The 18,158-nt window shown below is 65.5% G+C and carries 14 protein-coding genes; 8 read left to right on the top strand and 6 right to left on the bottom strand.

The annotated features are described in order from the left end of the window. Nucleotides 1–13: 13 nt before the first annotated feature. Nucleotides 14–4,192, bottom strand: coding sequence for a DNA-directed RNA polymerase subunit beta (rpoB, locus tag CVN68_RS08380; RefSeq protein ID WP_100281797.1), 4,179 nt, complete (start codon nucleotides 4,190–4,192; stop codon nucleotides 14–16). A 371-nt stretch (nucleotides 4,193–4,563) separates the two neighbouring features. Here rpoB and CVN68_RS08375 point away from each other — a divergent pair, with 371 nt between their 5' ends. From CVN68_RS08375 to CVN68_RS08345, 7 genes are all read left to right on the top strand, one after another. Beyond that, nucleotides 4,564–5,898 (top strand): hypothetical protein, encoded by a 1,335-nt coding sequence (locus tag CVN68_RS08375; protein WP_158298797.1) that lies wholly within the window; start codon nucleotides 4,564–4,566, stop codon nucleotides 5,896–5,898. Nucleotides 5,899–6,108: 210 nt separating this feature from the next. Next, a complete protein-coding gene (locus CVN68_RS08370; protein ID WP_100281795.1) occupies nucleotides 6,109–8,031 on the top strand; it encodes a CocE/NonD family hydrolase in 1,923 nt (640 codons plus the stop codon). A 64-nt stretch (nucleotides 8,032–8,095) separates the two neighbouring features. Then, the gene (locus CVN68_RS08365) at nucleotides 8,096–8,413 is read left to right on the top strand and encodes a hypothetical protein (RefSeq protein ID WP_100281794.1); all 318 of its coding nucleotides are present in this window, start codon (nucleotides 8,096–8,098) and stop codon (nucleotides 8,411–8,413) included. Next, nucleotides 8,410–9,672 (top strand): tetratricopeptide repeat protein, encoded by a 1,263-nt coding sequence (locus tag CVN68_RS08360; protein ID WP_100281793.1) that lies wholly within the window; start codon nucleotides 8,410–8,412, stop codon nucleotides 9,670–9,672. Before CVN68_RS08365 ends, CVN68_RS08360 begins: the two co-directional genes overlap by 4 nt. Before the next feature lie 222 nt (nucleotides 9,673–9,894). Further along, nucleotides 9,895–11,298, top strand: a complete 1,404-nt coding sequence (locus CVN68_RS08355) for a M16 family metallopeptidase (protein ID WP_100281792.1) — start codon at nucleotides 9,895–9,897, stop codon at nucleotides 11,296–11,298. After that, nucleotides 11,298–12,707 carry a M16 family metallopeptidase gene (locus tag CVN68_RS08350; protein ID WP_100281791.1) on the top strand — a complete coding sequence of 470 codons (1,410 nt, stop codon included), beginning with the start codon at nucleotides 11,298–11,300 and terminating at the stop codon, nucleotides 12,705–12,707. The genes CVN68_RS08355 and CVN68_RS08350 overlap by 1 nt, the downstream gene beginning before the upstream one ends. A 39-nt stretch (nucleotides 12,708–12,746) precedes the next feature. Further along, nucleotides 12,747–14,165 (top strand): hypothetical protein, encoded by a 1,419-nt coding sequence (locus tag CVN68_RS08345; protein WP_158298796.1) that lies wholly within the window; start codon nucleotides 12,747–12,749, stop codon nucleotides 14,163–14,165. A gap of 55 nt (nucleotides 14,166–14,220) precedes the next feature. Here the strand turns inward: CVN68_RS08345 and CVN68_RS08340 are convergent, their stop codons facing one another. Beyond that, nucleotides 14,221–14,763, bottom strand: a complete 543-nt coding sequence (locus CVN68_RS08340; RefSeq protein ID WP_158298795.1) for a hypothetical protein — start codon at nucleotides 14,761–14,763, stop codon at nucleotides 14,221–14,223. Between the two features lie 91 nt (nucleotides 14,764–14,854). Here CVN68_RS08340 and CVN68_RS08335 point away from each other — a divergent pair, with 91 nt between their 5' ends. Then, nucleotides 14,855–15,418: a hypothetical protein gene (locus tag CVN68_RS08335; RefSeq protein WP_158298794.1), complete on the top strand. Its 564-nt coding sequence runs from the start codon at nucleotides 14,855–14,857 to the stop codon at nucleotides 15,416–15,418. A 12-nt stretch (nucleotides 15,419–15,430) separates the two neighbouring features. Here CVN68_RS08335 and CVN68_RS08330 read toward each other — a convergent pair whose 3' ends face one another. From CVN68_RS08330 to rplJ, 4 genes are all read right to left on the bottom strand, one after another. Then, on the bottom strand, nucleotides 15,431–16,363 hold the full coding sequence (locus CVN68_RS08330; RefSeq protein WP_100281787.1) for a DUF808 domain-containing protein: 933 nt from the start codon (nucleotides 16,361–16,363) through the stop codon (nucleotides 15,431–15,433). 183 nt (nucleotides 16,364–16,546) lie between these two features. Beyond that, nucleotides 16,547–16,897: a DUF3060 domain-containing protein gene (locus CVN68_RS08325; RefSeq protein WP_100281786.1), complete on the bottom strand. Its 351-nt coding sequence runs from the start codon at nucleotides 16,895–16,897 to the stop codon at nucleotides 16,547–16,549. Nucleotides 16,898–17,045: 148 nt separating this feature from the next. Continuing rightward, on the bottom strand, nucleotides 17,046–17,423 hold the full coding sequence (rplL, locus tag CVN68_RS08320) for a 50S ribosomal protein L7/L12 (RefSeq protein ID WP_100281785.1): 378 nt from the start codon (nucleotides 17,421–17,423) through the stop codon (nucleotides 17,046–17,048). Between the two features lie 54 nt (nucleotides 17,424–17,477). After that, nucleotides 17,478–17,993, bottom strand: coding sequence for a 50S ribosomal protein L10 (gene rplJ / locus CVN68_RS08315; protein WP_100281784.1), 516 nt, complete (start codon nucleotides 17,991–17,993; stop codon nucleotides 17,478–17,480). Between the last annotated feature and the right edge of the window lie 165 nt (nucleotides 17,994–18,158).

Raw genomic sequence — 18,158 nt, 5'->3', positions numbered from 1 at the left:
CTCCCCGGTTCCCTTATTCCGCCGCGATCTGGACGCCGTCGCTGTCGAAGCCCGGTTCGTCGGTCTTGAGTTCGACGTTGAGGCCCAGCGAGCGCATTTCCTTGACGAGCACGTTGAAGCTCTCCGGGATGCCGGCCTCGAAGGTGTCGTCGCCCTTGACGATCGCTTCGTAGACCTTGGTGCGGCCGACCACGTCGTCGGACTTCACCGTCAGCATCTCCTGCAGGGTATAGGCTGCGCCATATGCCTGCAGAGCCCAGACTTCCATCTCGCCGAAGCGCTGGCCGCCGAACTGCGCCTTACCACCCAGCGGCTGCTGCGTGACGAGGCTGTACGGCCCGATCGAACGCGCGTGGATCTTGTCGTCCACGAGATGGTGAAGCTTGAGCATATAGATGATGCCCACAGTCACCTTGCGATCGAACGTGTCGCCGGTGCGACCGTCGTACAGCGTCGACTGGCCCGACGTATCGAGACCCGCCAGCGCCAGCATCTCGGAGACGTCCGCCTCGCGGGCGCCATCGAACACCGGGGTCGCCATCGGCACGCCCGGCTTCAAATTGGTCGCCAGCTCGATGATCTGGTCCGACGTGCGCGCCTCGATCTCGGCGACATAGTGATCGCCGTAAACTTCCTTGAGGCGCGTCTTGACTGCATCGGGCATCTGCCCGCCGACCGCGTCGGGATTGGCATGACGCCAATCTTCGAGCGCGACGCCGATCTGCTGGCCGAGCTGACGCGCGGCCCAGCCGAGATGGGTCTCGAAGATCTGACCGACGTTCATGCGCGAAGGCACGCCCAGCGGGTTGAGCACGAGGTCGACCGGCGTTCCATCGGCGAGGAACGGCATGTCCTCCGCCGGCAGGATGCGCGAGATGACGCCCTTGTTTCCGTGACGGCCGGCCATCTTGTCGCCCGGCTGCAGCTTGCGCTTCACCGCCACGAAGACCTTGACCATCTTGAGCACGCCAGGCGGCAGCTCGTCACCACGCTCGAGCTTCTCGCGGCGATCCTCGAACTTGTCCTTGATGCGCTTCACGGCCTCGTCATACTGGCCCTTCACCGCTTCGAGGTTCGCCTGCATGGCGTCGTCCTGCACCGAGAACCTCCACCATTCGTGGCGGTCGACCGAGTCGAGCAGGTCGGCGTCGATCGTCGCACCCTTGCGGAGGCCCTTCGGCGTCGCAGTCGCGACCTGACCGATCAGCATTTCCTTCAGGCGCGACCAGGTCGCACGGTTGAGGATGTTGCGCTCGTCGTCCGAGTCCTTCTTGAGGCGCTCGATCTCTTCGCGTTCGATCGCCAGCGCGCGCTCGTCCTTGTCGATGCCGTGGCGATTGAAGACGCGAACGTCGACGATCGTGCCGGCAACGCCCGGGGGCAGGCGCAGCGAGGTGTCGCGCACGTCCGAGGCCTTTTCGCCGAAGATGGCGCGCAGAAGCTTCTCTTCCGGCGTCATCGGGCTCTCGCCCTTCGGCGTGATCTTGCCGACGAGGATGTCGCCCGGCTCGACCTCTGCACCGATGTACACGATGCCGGCTTCGTCGAGGTTGCGGAGAGCTTCCTCGCCGACGTTCGGGATGTCGCGCGTGATGTCCTCGGGCCCGAGCTTGGTGTCGCGGGCCATCACTTCGAACTCGTCGATATGGATCGACGTGAACACGTCGTCCTTGACGATCCGCTCGGAGATGAGGATCGAATCCTCGTAGTTGTAGCCGTTCCACGGCATGAACGCGACGAGCGCGTTGCGGCCGAGCGCGAGCTCGCCGAACTCGGTCGACGGGCCGTCTGCGATGATGTCGCCGGCGTTGACCACTTCGCCCACCTTCACCAGCGGACGCTGGTTGATGCAGGTCGACTGGTTCGAGCGCTGGAACTTCATCAGCGTGTAGATGTCGACGCCGCTCTGGGTGGCTTCGACATCACCCGATGCGCGGATGACGATACGCGTCGCATCGACCTGATCGACGATGCCCGAACGGCGTGCGCCGATCGCGGCACCTGAATCGCGGGCGACGGTCTCTTCCATGCCGGTGCCGACGAAAGGCGCTTCCGCCTTCACCAGCGGAACGGCCTGGCGCTGCATGTTCGAGCCCATCAGCGCGCGGTTGGCGTCATCGTTTTCCAGGAACGGAATGAGCGATGCGGCGACCGAGACGAGCTGCTTGGGGCTGACGTCCATCAGCGTGATCTGCTCGGGCAACGCCATCAGGAATTCGCCTGCCTGACGTGACGAGACCAGTTCCTCGGTGAAGCGGCTCTCCTCGTCGAGCTCGGCCGAAGCCTGCGCGATCGTGTGCTTGGCCTCTTCCATCGCCGACAGATAGACGACGTCGTTGGTCACCTTGCCGTCGATGATGCGACGATAGGGCGTCTCGATGAAGCCGTATTTGTTCACGCGGCTGAACGACGCGAGGCTGTTGATCAGACCGATGTTCGGGCCTTCCGGCGTTTCGATCGGGCAGATGCGGCCATAATGCGTCGGATGCACGTCGCGGACTTCGAAGCCCGCACGTTCGCGGGTGAGACCACCCGGCCCGAGCGCCGAAACGCGACGCTTGTGCGTCACTTCGGAAAGCGGGTTGGTCTGATCCATGAACTGCGAGAGCTGCGACGAGCCGAAGAACTCGCGCACCGCGGCGACCGCGGGCTTGGCGTTGATCAGGTCGTTCGGCATCACCGTCGACACGTCGACCGAGGACATCCGCTCCTTAACGGCGCGCTCCATGCGGAGCAGGCCGACGCGATACTGGTTCTCGAGCAATTCGCCCACCGAACGCACGCGACGATTGCCGAGATTGTCGATGTCGTCGACTTCGCCCTTGCCGTCCTTGAGGTCGACGAGGGTCTTGACCACCGCGAGGATGTCCTCGGTGCGCAGCGTCGTGACGGTGTCCTCGGCGTCGAGATCGAGGCGCATGTTGAGCTTGACCCGGCCGACGGCCGAGAGGTCGTAGCGCTCGGGATCGAAGAACAGGCCGCTGAACAGCGATTCCGCGGTCTCGAGCGTCGGCGGCTCGCCGGGGCGCATGACGCGGTAGATGTCCGACAGCGCCTGCTCGCGCTCTTCGGCCTTGTCGACCTTGAGCGTGTTGCGGATCCACGGACCGGTCGAGATGTGATCGATGTCGAGCAGCTCGAGCTTTTCGATGCCTGCCTTGTCGAGCAGTTCGAGATTCTCGGCCGACACTTCGTCGCCGGCCTCGATGTAAATCTCGCCGGTCGACTCGTTGATCAGATCGAACGCGCTGTAGCGGCCGAAGATTTCCTCGGTCGGGATCAGCAACGTCTCGAGACCGTCCTTGGCGGCCTTGTTCGCGGCGCGCGGGCTGATCTTCTGCCCGGCGGGGAACACGATCTCGCCCGACTTGGCGTCGACGATGTCGAACATCGGCTTGGCGCCGCGCCAGTTGATCGGATCGAACGGGATCTGCCAGCCGCCCGGACCGCGGACATAGGTCACGCGGTTGTAGAAGTAATTGAGGATGTCCTCGCTGTTCATGTTCAGCGCGTAGAGCAACGTCGTCACCGGCAGCTTGCGCTTACGGTCGATACGGACGTTGACGATGTCCTTGGCGTCGAACTCGAAATCGAGCCACGAACCGCGATACGGGATCACGCGGGCGGCGAAGAGATACTTGCCGCTGGCGTGGGTCTTGCCGCGATCGTGATCGAACAGCACGCCCGGCGAACGGTGCATCTGCGAGACGATCACGCGCTCGGTGCCGTTGATGAAGAAGGTGCCGTTGCCCGTCATCAGGGGCATGTCGCCCATATAGACGTCCTGCTCCTTGATATCGAGCACCGAACGGGCTTCCGTATCGGGATCCACCTCGAACACGATCAGGCGCAAGGTAACGCGCATCGGCGCCGCATAGGTGATGCCGCGCTGACGGCATTCCTCGACGTCGAACTTGGGCTGCTCGAGCTCGTAATTGACGAAATCGAGTTCGGCGGTGCCGGCGAAGTCGCGGATCGGGAAGACCGAGCGCAGGGTCTTTTCGAGGCCCGAGACATAGCCGATCGAGGGATCGCTGCGCAGGAACTGCTCGTAGGATTCGCGCTGAACCTCGATCAGGTTCGGCATCTGGACCACTTCGTGGATGTTGCCGAACACCTTGCGGATGCGGCGCTTCATCGTGCCGCCCGAGCCCGGGCGCTGTGCGCCGTCTTCGATCGCTTTGGTAGCCATGGGTGTTTTGTGCCTCGTCAGCCGTAATTTCGGTGCCCCTTTCCGGGCCGGGACGTGCGAAAGGACGCGAAAAGGCTGCACGACTCCCTGTGCGGGTTTCGGCAGCTTTCAGCGTCCTATGAACTCCACAACGCCAATTCGCACGATGCACTGCGCGACTGCGCATCATTTCCCGGTGCTGTGGTGTGAGAGCGATATAGGTGGCGAGGGCGCGCGTGTCAAACCGGGGCAGGGAACCTTTTTCGCGCTCGCAAGTGCGGGGATCCACTTGCTGAACCTTGAATTAATCCGGTTGTTCGTCGCGGATCGGCAACGGCTGGGCGCACCTGACGGGGCGAGTTGCGGGTTCCACTCGTTTAACCTGCGATATGATGAAGAAGCACCTCGTCCGCCCCCGCGCCGCACTGTTGATCGGTGCCGCGCTCCTTGCCACCCCGGCTTTCGCGCAGGAGGCGTCGACGCAGACCGTCACGCCACCACCGATTGCGGTCACGCCCGCTCAGGCGCCAGCGTCCGCACCGCGCATCGAGATGGCGCCGTCGGCGCCGATCGTGCAGCCCGCGCCGCCGCCCGGACCCCGCCCCGATACGGTGACCGAAGCCGCCCCGCGAGCCGAGCGCGCCGAACGATCGGCCACCCGCACCACGCAGAGTCGCCAGACCGTGCGGCAGACGACGCGTGCCGCAGCACCGGTCCGCGAGGCGGCACCGGCACCGGCACCGGCACCGGCAGCCACGCCAGTAGCCCAGTCGCCGGCACCCGCCGCCGAGGCGCCCGCGCCCGCGCCGATCGCCGCTGCGCCTGCGCCTGAAGCTGTGCCGCCCCCCGCCGAAACCACGACGACGCAGACCGCGACAAGCAGTGGATCCAGCTTCGCCTGGCCGTGGTTGCTGGGCGGGTTGCTGATCCTCGTCGCCGGTGCTGCCGTTCTGCTGCTGATGCGCCGCCGCTCCGACGAGACCGACACCGTCGAAGAACGAGTCTTTGAAGAGCCGGTCGCGCCGCGCGCTTATGAGGCGCCGATTGCGCCTGTCACCGCCGCGCCGATTATCGAGCCGCGTCGCGAGCCCGAGCTGAGCCCGTTCATGGCGGCGACCGCTGCCGCCACCATTGCCCCTGCGGCGATCCCGTCGCCAGCGAACGAACTCGCCGAGGCGCATGTCGAGGCAGAAGTGACCGAGGCTGAGAGCGAGGACCTTGCCGGTGTGACCGATGCCCCCGCGCCGGTCGCCAATCGCCCATGGCTGGAATTCGGCCTGCGTCCGGTCCGCGCCGGCACCAGCGAGGAAGAGGCGCTGGTCGATGTCGAGCTGACCGTCGGCAATTCGGGGGACGTGTCCGCGCGCAACGTCCGGATCTCTACCTTCATGCTCGCCGACGCCGAAGGAAGCGAGATGGACAACCTGTTGGCCGGGCGCGCCGCGGATACCGCGGTTCCGCCGGTGACGATCGAGCCGGGCGACGGCACGCGCATCGACGCGCACCTCGCGGTGCCCAAGGGCGAGATGGGTCGCGTGTTCAACCCGGTCGTCATCGCCGAGGCGCGCTACACGCTCGCCGACGGCAGCGAGGGCCGCACCTCCGCGGCGTTCAAGATCGGCCGCCCGAGCCCGGTGAACGACGGCGTCGGCCCGATCGGCGCGACCCGGCCGCACATGGTCGAGGATGTCGAGGCAGAGCTGCTCGGGGCACCCGAACACGCCTGACCTACTCCCGCACCCTTTGGGAGCGGGAAGGGGCCTGCTCGCGAAGCGCGTAGGAAGGGTGAGGGTCAACGGTACGCTGCCGGTCGACCCTCACCCTTCCGCCGCTTTCAGCGGCTCCCTCCCTCTCCCGACGGGAGAGGGAATTTCCTTTCATGTGTTACTATTCCGGGTCTATCGACGGCGCTTCCACACAGGGAGCCACGGTCGTCCATGAACAAGCTGCTCACCGCGTTTCTCGCGGGTACCGCAATCCTCGCATCGCCCGCGCTGGCGCAGCAAGCAGAGCCGTTCAACGACATTCCGGCGAAATTCTCGCCCCCGACGCAGGCTTCGGACTTCATCAAGCGCGAAGTGATGATCCCGATGCGCGACGGCGTGAAGCTCTATACCGTCATCGTCATCCCGAAGGGCGCGAAGAACGCGCCGATCCTGTTCACCCGCACCCCCTATAACGCCGCCGGCCGCGTCAAGCGCACCGACAGCACCACGATGCTCAACGCGCTGCCCGAAGGCGACGAGGTGTTCGTGCGCGACGGCTATATCCGGGTGTTCCAGGACATTCGCGGCAAATACGGTTCGGAGGGCGACTATGTCATCACCCGGCCGCCGGTCGGCCCGCTCAACCCGACCAAGGTGGATCACACCACCGATGCGTGGGATTCGATCGACTGGCTGGTCAAGAACACCCCCGAGAGCAACGGCAAGGTCGGCATGCTCGGCTCGTCCTATGAGGGCTTCACTGTGGTGATGGCGCTGCTCAATCCGCACCCGGCGCTCAAGGTCACCGCGCCCGAGAGCCCGATGATCGACGGCTGGATGGGCGACGACTGGTTCCATTACGGCGCCTTCCGCCTCGCCAATATCGGCTGGATCGGCGCGCAGACCGGCTACAAGGGCGACGGGAAGGCGCCCAACCGCCCCGAATGGGACGATTACGATACGTTCCGCCGGATCGGCTCGGCCGGCGATTGGGCGAAGCAGTTCGGCTACGACCAATTGCCGGCGTGGAACAAGATGAGCCAGCACGTCGCCTATGACGCATTCTGGCAGGGCCAGGCGCTCGACAAATTGCTGGCGAAGAACCCGTCGAACGTGCCGACGCTCTGGGAGCAGGGCATCTGGGATCACGAGGACATGTACGGCGCGATCACGACCTTCGAGGCGATGCAGAAGACGAGCCAGGCCGACAAGAACTTCCTGCTGATGGGGCCGTGGCGCCATTCGGGGTTCAACTATAACGGTTCGAAGCTCGGCCAGCTCGAATTCGAGGGCGACACCGCGCTCCAGGCGCGGCGCGATATCCTGCTGCCGTTCTTCAATGCGTATCTCAAGGACGGCGCGCCGGCGTTCACCCCGGCAAAAGCGAGCTTCTACAATACCGGCGAGAATCGCTGGGAGTATCTCAACAAATGGCCACTCGCCTGCGAGACCGGTTGCGACGCCAAGCTTACCCCCATTTATCTCAAGCCTGCCGAAGGCCTCGGCTTCGAAAAGCCGGGGCAGGGGTCGGACTCCTATGTCTCCGATCCGGCCAAGCCGGTCCCACATCTGCCGCGGCCGGTGAATTTCAGCGACGGGCGCTGGTCGACCTATCTCGTCACCGATCAGCGCTTCGTCGATGGCCGCACCGACGTCCTGACCTACGTCACCGACCCGCTGACCGTGCCGGTCCGCGTCTCGGGTGCGCCGCTGGCGGATATCTTCGCGAAGACGACGGGCACCGATGGCGACTTCGTCGTCAAGGTGATCGACGTCTATCCGGACGAGATGGCGACGAAGAAGGAGATGGGCGGGTTCCAGCTGCCGATCGCGATGGACATCTTCCGCGGTCGATACCGCAATTCCTTCTCAAAGCCCGAGCCGATCCCCGCGAACAAGGTCCAGCAATACAAGTTTCGTCTGCCGACGGTGAACCATGTCTTCCAGCCCGGGCATCGGATCATGGTCCAGATCCAGTCGAGCCTGTTCCCGGTCTATGATCGCAACCCGCAGAAATATGTCGACAACATCTTCTTCGCCAAGAAGTCGGACTATCAGAAGGCGACCGTGTCGATCGTCTATGGCGGGGTGCAGGCGAGTTCGGTGCTGTTGCCGGTGGTGCCGCTCGATCAGTCGGCGGTGATGGCGAAGTAGTCGCAAGGCCCGACTTGCCGAGACCCTTGCCCAGCGATAGGCTTCTGATGGGCAAGGGGGGCATATGTTCAGGTTTATTTTGGCGCTGGTGCTGGCGATTGCGCCGTCATCGGCATTCGCGGCATGGCACGTGGCAACGTCGCAGCACTTCACGGTCTATGCGGCCGGCAGCCAGAGCGCGGCTCGCGACGCCGCGATCCGGCTCGAGAAATTCCACGTCGCCTTGCGCTATCTGTCGGGCGCGACCGCGCCTTCGACCCCGATCCGGGTGACGGTATTCCTCGTCGCCGACATGGATGCGGTGCAGGAAGTCAGGCCCTTCGGGGGGGAGGCGTCGCCGGCTTCTACGATACCACCCTGCGCGGTCCGTACACGGTCATGACGCGGACCAAGATTCGCGGCAGCAAGGGGTCGCGCGGCGAAGTCTATATCGCCGATATGGAGCCGCAGCAGATCCTGTTCCATGAACTCACCCACCACTTCATGCACCAGTATTTCCCGGCGGCGTACCCTGTCTGGTATTCCGAGGGGTTCGCCGAATATATGGGATCGATCGAAATCGATGCGAGCGACACCGTCGTGGTCGGTAACCGTCTCGAGTCCCGATATCCTGCCTTGTGGTACAATCAATGGATTCATATGCGGCAATTGCTTGCCGCGAAAAGCTACAGTGACGTCAAATCTAACCTTGGTCTGCTCTATTCAGAGGGCTGGCTGCTCGTTCACTATCTCAGCAACGCCGGAGTGCGGCGCGGGCAATTGCAGAAATATCTCGCCAGCGTGAACAAAGGCGTCGCGTTCGAAAAGGCCGCGCAGGGCGCCTTCGGAGACCTCGACAAGCTCAACGAAGAGCTGCGCACCTACTCGGTGAAGTTCAAGCTCAACGCGCTCGCGCTGCCCTTCAAGAAGCTCGACTCCGGCTCAATCACCACGCGCAAGGTGCGCCCCGCGGAAGAGGCGATGCTGTCGTTCGACATGAGGCTGTATGCCGGCGTGCCCGCGCGCGAGGCCGCCGCCTTTGCCGACAAGGTCGTAGACGCGGCGAGGGACCATCCGTCGGATGCCTACGCGCTGCGGCTCGCCTTCGAGGCGCAGCGCCTTGCCGGGCGCGACGAACAGGCGGCGGAATTCGCCGCTCGCTGGCTCCAGGCCGCCCCGGACGACGGTTTAGCGATTGCTGCCAAGGCGGATATGCTGACCGACCGGCTCGCCGCCTCGGGCAACAAGGAACCCGCGGCCTGGACCGCTGCGCGCACGCTTTATGGCGAGGCCGCAAAGAAAACTCCCGACGATCCGCGCATCCTCCAGGGCTTCTACAACAGCTTCGTCAAAGCCGGACGTCTGCCGCCAGAACCGGCGCAGAACGCGCTCTACCGCGCGTTCGAGCTGATGCCCCAGCACGATGATCTGCGGATGCAACTCGCCGCCGATTTCGAGGCGCGCGGAATGATCGACGAGGCGATCGCAATCATTCGCCCCGCCGCGTTCCTCGCGATTGATCCCACCGAGCTGAGCGAAGCCAGGCAAAAGCAGCGCGCGGCCGACAAGGTGAAATACAGGATCGCAGGCGTGACCGACGGCGAGACAGCGCGCGAGATGTTCAACCGGCTCGAAGCGCGAAAGGCGAAGGCTGCCCAATAGACGGCTGCCCAATAAGCGCGTCACCGTACCGGTTCGAAATGATCGGTCGAGCGTGCTCGCCGGCTGGCGTGTCGCCGCGTCTGGCACCGGGATGACGAGCGCCTGCCCTTGGGGAAACGGGATCGCGCGTCCGGTCCTGACATGCGTCAAGCGCGCTTCCCACCCTATCGGCGTGATGCTACGCCAACACACATCCCGATTCTTTCGAAGAGGTTCTCCGGCATGAAGAAATGGAGCCTCGCGCTCGCGCTCGCCGCCACGGCCCTGTCGGTGCCCGCGCTTGCCCAGCCGGCCCCGGCGACGGCGCAGAAACTGCACGTCGACATGCAGTATTTCACCCTGCCCAACGGCCTCAAGGTCGTGCTGGCGAAGGATCAGATCGCGCCCACGGTGACGATCGCGGTCTATTACGGCATCGGCTTCCGCGTCGAGCCGCGCGAGCGCACCGGTTTCGCCCACCTGTTCGAGCATCTGATGTTCCAGGGATCGAAGCACGCCCCCAAAGGCGTGTTCGACAAGACGGTGACCAATTCGGGCGGGATCAACAACGGCTCGACCCGCTTCGACTTCACCAATTACTACGAGGTGCTGCCGTCGAGCGCGCTCGATCGGATGCTGTGGCTCGAGGCCGATCGCATGGCCAATCCGGTGATCGACCAGACCGTGCTCGAGAACCAGCAGGGCGTCGTCGGCAACGAAGTCAAGGTCAACGTCCTTAACCAGCCCTACAGCACGTGGCCTTGGATCGACCTGCCGATGCTGGCCAACACCAATTGGTACAACAGCCACAATTTCTACGGCGATCTGAAGGAGATCGAGGCGGCGACTGTCCCCGACGCCAAATCCTTTTTCGACGCCTTTTATCGCCCCAGCAACGCGGTGATGGTGATCGCCGGCGACCTCGATTACGCGGCGACCCGCGCGACGATCGAGAAATATTTCGGGCCAATCCCGAAAAAGCCGGCGGTGGTCCAGCCCGACATCTCCGAGCCGCGTCAGACTGCCGAGAAGTTCAAGAGCCGCGTCGATGCGCTCGCCCCCAAGCCGGGTTATGCCGCGGGCTATCACGTGCCGGGTCGGGGCACCCCGGAATGGTATGCGATGGGGCTGATCGACCAGATCCTGCTCCAGGGCGACGACAGCCGGCTCTACACCAGGCTGGTCCAGCAGACCGGCATTGCCGGCGAGATCAGCGGCGGGATCAATGGCGATCTCGGCAACATGTTCAATTATCGCGGGCCGATGCTGTGGAGCTTCAGTTTCACGCACGATCCGACGCATACGCCCGCGCAGATCACCAAAGCCGTGGACGACGTGATCGAGGCGCTGCGCAGCACGCCCGTCTCGGCCGCCGAGCTCGCCCGCGCCAAGACCAAGATGCGATCGGACCTGTATGGCGAGATCGACGGCGGGGGCCGCGTCGGGCTGGTCGATCTGCTCGCGGTCCACGCGCTGTTCGACGATGATCCGCAAGCGATCAACCGCATCGAGGACGGCTTCGCCAAGGTGACTCCGGCGTTGATCCAGAAGACCGCGCAGGAATATCTGCGCAAGACCAATCGCTCGGTCTACGTGATCGAGCCGGGTGCCGCCGCCAAGGGCACCGCTGCACAGGGAGGCAAGTGATGAAGCGCGCGCTGCTCGCACACCTGCTGGCGTTTGCCGTCGTCACTCCGGCGCTCGCGCAGGATTTTCCGCCGCCGCCGCCGGTCGGCGAGCCCAAGCCGTTCAAGCTGCCCGCGACCGAGAGCTTCACTTTGCCCAACGGCATGCAGGTGACCTTGGTCCCTTATGGCATCGCGCCCAAGGCAGTGGTGTCGCTGCGCGTCCGCGCGGGCAATGTCAGCGAAGGCGAGACGACATGGCTCGCTGACCTGACCGCCGCGACGATGAAGGAAGGGGCAGCGGGGCGCAGCGCCGGCCAGCTGGCCACCGCTGCTGCCGACATGGGCGGCGACCTTGGCGTTAGCGCGGGCCAGCAGACCACCCAGATCACGATGAACATCCTGTCCGAATTCGCGCCCGCCGCGGTGGCGCTGATCGGTGATGTGGCGATCCGCCCCGATCTGCCGCCAGGCGAGCTCGCCCGGGTCAAGGCAAATCTCGGCCGCCAGCTCAGCGTCGGGCTGTCACAGCCGGGCACGCTCGCCGATATCGCGCTGGCGCGGACGATCTACGGCCCGAACCATCCTTATGGCCGCGTCGTGCCGAGCCAGGCGCAGCTCGCCGGTTATACGATCGACCAGGTCAAGGGCTTCCACCGTGATCAGTTCGGGGCGAAGCGCGCGCATCTCTACGTCGCCGGCAAGTTCGATGCCGCCGCGGTCAAGGCGGCGATCACCCGGACATTCGGCGGTTGGGCCGCCGGCCCCGAGCCGCTCACGCTCGCCGCGCCGCATCAGCCTGGGCCGCGCGTGATCCTGATTGACCGTCCCGATGCGCCGCAGACCACCTTGCGGCTGTCGTTCGACGCCGCCGTCGCCGGCAGCGCGGCCGACATTCCGCAGCGAGTGACCAATTCGCTGCTCGGCGGCGCGTTCAGCTCGCGCATCACCACCAACATCCGCGAGACCAAAGGCTATACCTATTCCCCGGGCTCGGGGGTGGCATTCAATCCCGGCGACGCGTTGTGGACCTTCGATGCCGACGTGACGACCAACGTCACCGGCGCGGCGCTGACCGAAGTGTTCAAGGAGATCCGCCGGATGCAGAACGAGCCGGCGCCGATCGAGGAGTCGAAGGGCATCCGCACCTATATGGCGGGGCTGTTCGCGATTTCGAACTCGACCTCGCCGTCGCTGGTCAACACGCTGGCGACGCGGGACCTGCTGGGTCTCCCCGCCGACTGGACCGATCGCTATGTGCCGGCAGTGCTAGCGGTGAGCCCCGAGGCGATGCAGGCCTCGGCCAAAGCGAGCTATCCGCTGGAGAAGCTGGTTCTGGTGGCGGTCGGCGATCTCAAGACCGTCGAGCCCCAGCTCAAGGCGCTCCCCGAGCTGGCCAACGTGCCGTTCCAGCGGGTGTCTGTTCCCTAGGTGGCGCCACTGGCGGGCGGAGGGCGAGGCGCAGGCCTGATGCGAACCCTGTCTCCGGCGGGATGGTTCGGGTTCGCGGCAACCTCGCTCTGCGCCACGGTGCTGGCATTCTTCTGGCCGGGCGTCGCGCACTATGACAGCGTGGCGCAATATCAGCAGGTCGTGTCGGGCGCCTATTATGACTGGCACCCGCCGGCGATGGCGCGGCTCTGGACGGTCTTCTATCGACTGGGCTGGACGGGGCAGGCGCCGATGTTCGCGCTGCAGACCCTGTTCTACTGGATCGGCCTGGGCCTGGTCGCGGCGGCACTTGCCCGCAGCGGCGCGCGGAAGGCGGCCTTAGGCGTATTCGCGCTCGGGTTGTGGCCGCCGCTGCTCGGCTGGCAGGCGCTGGTGGTCAAGGACGGCCAGATGGCGGCCGCGTTGCTCTGCGCAACCGGGCTGGTCGCGTGGAAGCGGTTGCAGGGGAGGCCGCTCGGCTGGTCCGGGACGGCGGCGCTCGTCCTGTTGCTCGGCTATGCGGCGCTCGTCCGCTCAAACGCGATCTTTGCCGTGGCTCCGCTCGCGGTGGGGCTGTTCGCGCCATGGCGATGGCGTGACTGGCGCCGGCGGTTCGTGCTGATTGGCGCCACGACACTCGCTGTGCTCGCGCTTTCCCCGATGATCAATCACGGCCTGTTCGGGGCAGAGCCGAGCGACGTCGAGGCGACCCAGCCACTCTTCGATATCGCCGGCATCGCCCATCGTGCCGGTCCCGAGGCGGTGCCGCTGCTCCCGACGACGACGTGGCGCCGGATCGAGGCCAAGCGCTGCCATTCGTCGGTGCTGTGGGACATATTCTCGATCGGCAAACGCTGCGACTTCATCCAGCGCGGTCTCGCCGGCCGCCCGCGCCGGGAGATATTCTCGGCGTGGGCGCGCGCGATCGGCGAACATCCGGGGTCCTATCTTTCGCACCGGTTCGCGCATTGGAACGCCACGACACGCTGGTTCGTCCCGTGGCACTTTCCGCAGGCAGTGCCGCAGGCGCAATCCTTGCCAAACCGACTCGCGCTCGGTTCGCCGGGACGGCAATTGGTGGTCTATAACCGCTTTGCCGGCTGGCTGGCCAACAGCCCAGCCGGCGCTCCGATTCTCGCGCTGGGTGTGGCCCTGGCAGTGCTTGCGCTGGCGCGGCCGGCCCAAAGTGCCGCGCACGGGCTGGCAGTGCCGCTGGCATTGTCGGCGACGGCGATGGAGCTGAGCTTCCTCTTCGTCAGCATCGCGAGCGATTGGCGCTACCATCTCTGGTCGATGCTCGCGGCGTGGCTGTCGGCGATCCTGCTCGTCACCGAACCGTTGCCGAAGCGCCGCGCGTGGATCGCACTGGCGGGGCTGGCATTGATCGCGCTCAGTGCGCTCGCGGCGCGGCTAATGCTGCCGCAGATCGGCGACGATTATCAGGCCCTGATCCGTTGAGAAATGCTTCACCTGCGGTGGATGGCCGCTAAAAGGCGGCGCGTGCAGCTGTAATTCACGTTGGAGGCAGTAGAGAGATAGTGGTGAAGCGCGGGAAACATCGGATCGGCGGTTTGTTCGGCATCGCCGTGGTGGCGGGGACGGCCGGCGCTGCGCATGCGCAGCAGACCACGCCGACTCCGGTTCCCCTGCCGTCGCAGGCGCGCCCGAGCACCACGCTGCCCAATGTGGCGCCCGAGCGCTTCACCTTGGCGCCCCCCGCGGCAACGCCCACGCCGAGCCCTGTCGTCGCGCCGCCGCCGATAGCGGTCCCGATCCCCACCGCGACGGCGACGCCGCGGGCGACGGCTCCAGCCCGTTCGACGCCGGCTTCATCGACAACGAGAGCTTCGTTGGGCCAGCCTGCACCGGCCCCCGTGGCGACGCCGACTCCGGCGACGGTGCCCAGCCCGGTCGCCACCGCTGCCGCGATCCCGCCAGTCGCGGCACCGTCACCCCAGCCCTTGCCCGAAGCGGTGACGTCGTCGCCGCCGGGCATCCCGGGCTGGCTATGGGCACTGGTCGGCGCCGGCGCCACCGCGCTGGCCTTTGGCGGCATCTGGATGTTGCGGCGCCGACGCCGTGCCGTGGAGGATGCGGAGCCATACGAAGCTCCCGCCGCTGCGCCGCTGCCTGTTCCAGCTCCCGCTATGCCTGCGCGCCCGGTTGCGCCGCCGCCCGGTATCTCGCCCCCGCCGCCGCCCGCGGCGCCCTCCGGCGAGCCCTTCGAAATTCTGCTTCACCCCGGCCGCATCGAAGTCACCGAGCGCGAGGTGGTGCTCGATTTCGAACTGCTGGTCGGTAACTCCCAGTCCTCCGCCGCCGAGAATATCCGCGTGCTGATGGCGATGATGAGCGCCAATCCCGATCAGGATCGCAACATCGCCGGCTATCACGCCAATCCGTTGGCCGATTCGGCCGGCACCCCGTTCGATCTCGCCGCCGGCGCGGGCGGGCGGATGCCGGTGCGGCTCGCGCTCCCGCGCGAACTGATCCATGTCGTCCAGGTCCATGGCCGGCCGATGTTCGTGCCGATGGTGATGGTCGAACTCAAATGGCGCGCGGGGATCAGCATCCGCCGCTTCGGCATGGATTTCATGATCGGCACGCCGGGGCAGGGCGGCAAGCTCGGCCCGATCTGGCTGGATCGCAACCAGCAGGCGAGCCAACTGAGCGCGACGCGCTACCTCCCGCGTCAGGCGGTCGCAGCCTGAGCCGCTGGCGGCTCAGTGCCGCAGCTTGTGGATCTGATGCAGAGCCAAGGCGATAGCCCCGCCGATCACGAGCCCGAACACGCCTGAGGCGGCCGCGGTGACCAGCCAGCCGGTGAAGCCGCCCAGCGCGCCGCTGGCATGGGTCACCGCTTCGGCGGCATGGTGGATCGAGCCTGCGGGCTCGTGGACGCCGAGCACGTCGAGCCCGTGGACGAGGATACCGCCGCCGACCCAGATCATCGCCGCGGTGCCGACGATCGACAGCGTCTCCATCAGCACCGGCATGCCGCGCACCAGACCGCGGCCGATCGCGCGGGTCGTGGCGGCGCGACGCTCGGCGAGGTGGAGCCCGATATCGTCCATCTTCACGATCAGACCGACCACGCCATAGACGCCGATCGTGATGCCGATTCCGACAACCGCAAGGATCACGCCCTGGTGGACGATCGACGATTTCTCGATGTCGGCCAGCGCGATCGCCATGATCTCCGCCGACAGGATCAGATCGGTGCGGATCGCACCGCTGACCTTGGATTGCTCGAGATGCGCCGCCTCCATCGGCGCTTCCTCGACTTCTTCATGGCCGCCTATGCCGAGCGCCTCGAGCACCTTCTCGGCGCCCTCGAAGCACAGGAACGCGCCGCCCAGCATCAGCAGCGGCGTGATCGCCCAGGGCGCGAAGGCGCTCAGCAGCAGCGCCGCGGGCAGCAGGATGAGCAGCTTGTTGCGCAGCGATCCCATTGCGATCTTGAAGATGATCGGCAATTCGCGCTCGGGGCTGAGCCCGACGACATAGCGGGGCGTGACCGCGGTATCGTCGATCACCACGCCGATCGCCTTGCTCCCGGCCTTGCCCGCGGCGGCGCCGACATCGTCGAGCGACGCCGCGGCGAGCTTGGTGATCCCGGCGATGTCGTCGAGCAGAGCTACAAGTCCGGAGGGCATGCGAGTTCCTGTCAGGCGAGCGCGAGGCGTGCGAATCGATCCGCCCTCATCCCCGGATGCCGCCTCCGCGGCAAGGCTTGCGGGCAAGAAAGCGTTTGTCGCCCGATCCTTCGGGGCTAAATCGGACGAGGACCGGCCATCGAAACGAAGCGGACAGCGCGCCGTGGCCGCGGGCCAGCCTGCCTAGCGCAGGCGCGAAATCCGGTTGGCCGCCCCGACGACATTGAGACGCGGTTTGGCGGTACCGGGTGCCCGCCAGCGAATTTCATTGTCCGCGCCCTCGACGCGAATTGTGGAAACCTTGCCCAGATCGATCGTGATGCGATTGCTCGCTCCCATGAGCCGGAGGCTGGTGCATGCGCCGGTGATGGTCAGAACATTGCTCGCGCCCTCGATCGTGACGCTGCCCCCGTCGCAATCGAGTTCCGACGTCTCCCCCGCGCCGGTAAACTCGGTTTGCGCCTGTGCAGGCAGGGCGGCGAACACCGCCGCCGAGGCCACGATCAGAAACGCCGCCCGTTGAAAATCCCGCATTCCCTTTTCTCCACTCGTTACGCAGCCGCAAGGTTACGCATGACGTGAAGCAGGGTTCCATCGGGTCGAGCCGCGCAGCCATGCCGCAACGAAAAAGGGCGGCCCCGAGGGGCCGCCCTTTCGTTCTCTGCCGTGAAGCAGAAGAAGCTTACTTGATCTCGACGGTGCCGCCGGCTTCCTCGATCTGCTTCTTGATCTTGTCGGCCTCTTCCTTGTTGACGCCTTCCTTGATGGCCTTGGGAGCCGATTCAACGAGCGTCTTGGCTTCGGTCAGACCGAGGCCGGTGAGAGCGCGGACTTCCTTGATGACGTTGATCTTCTTGCCACCGTCGCCGGTGAGGATCACGTCGAACTCGGTCTTCTCTTCGACGGCCGCAGCCGCGGCGCCGGCGCCGCCAGCGGCAGGTGCTGCAACCGCAGCAGCGGCCGAAACGCCCCACTTCTCTTCGAGAAGCTTCGAGAGCTCGGCGGCTTCGAGAACGGTCAGCTCGGAAAGCTGGTCAACAAGTGCGTTAAGGTCAGCCATGATAAACTCCAATTAAATCAGATGTGTAGGGAACAGGTCTCGAATAAGGTCCGCTTACGCGGCTTCCTTCTCCGCATATGCCGAAAGAACACGCGCGATCTGCGCGGCCGGTGCCTGGGTGAGAATGGCGAGCTTGGTCGCAGGTGCCACGATGAGCCCCACGATCTTCCCACGAAGTTCATCCAGCGACGGCAGCGTCGCGAGCGCCTTCACGCCTTCCGCATCGAGCAGCTGCGCGCCCATTGCTCCGCCGACGATTTCGAGCTTGTCGTTCGTCTTGGAGAATTCCACCGCGATCTTGGCCGCAGCCACGGGATCGGCGGAGGTGGCGAGCGCCGTCGGACCCGTGAGCAGGTCCGCGAGCACCGCATAATCGGTGCCCTCTGCGGCAATCTTGGCAAGCTTGTTCTTCGAGACCTTGTAGCTCGCACCGGCTGCGCGCATCTTGTTGCGGAGGTCCGTCGATTGCTTGACGGTCATCCCGAGATTGCGGGTGACAACCACCACGCCGACCTCGTTGAAGGTGCGATTCAGCTCGGCAACGGCATCAGCCTTCTGGGAACGATCCATGCCGGTCTCCTCGTTATGAAGCACCCAATCGGGGGCTCCGGTTACAAATTGTCCGAGGGGCACGATCGTCGCGGCCAGGGGCTTCCCCGGCGTGACCCGAACGCTCCGCGCAAGGCGGGCCGTGTCGGTAAAAAATCTGTCCCCGTCTTGGCGAGAAATCAAGAC

It is taken from the genome of Sphingomonas psychrotolerans, from assembly GCF_002796605.1.
GTDB classification, from domain to species: Bacteria; Pseudomonadota; Alphaproteobacteria; order Sphingomonadales; family Sphingomonadaceae; genus Sphingomonas; species Sphingomonas psychrotolerans.
Note: the sequence above shows the minus strand (reverse complement) of the source record. Positions and strands in the feature narration are given on the sequence as shown.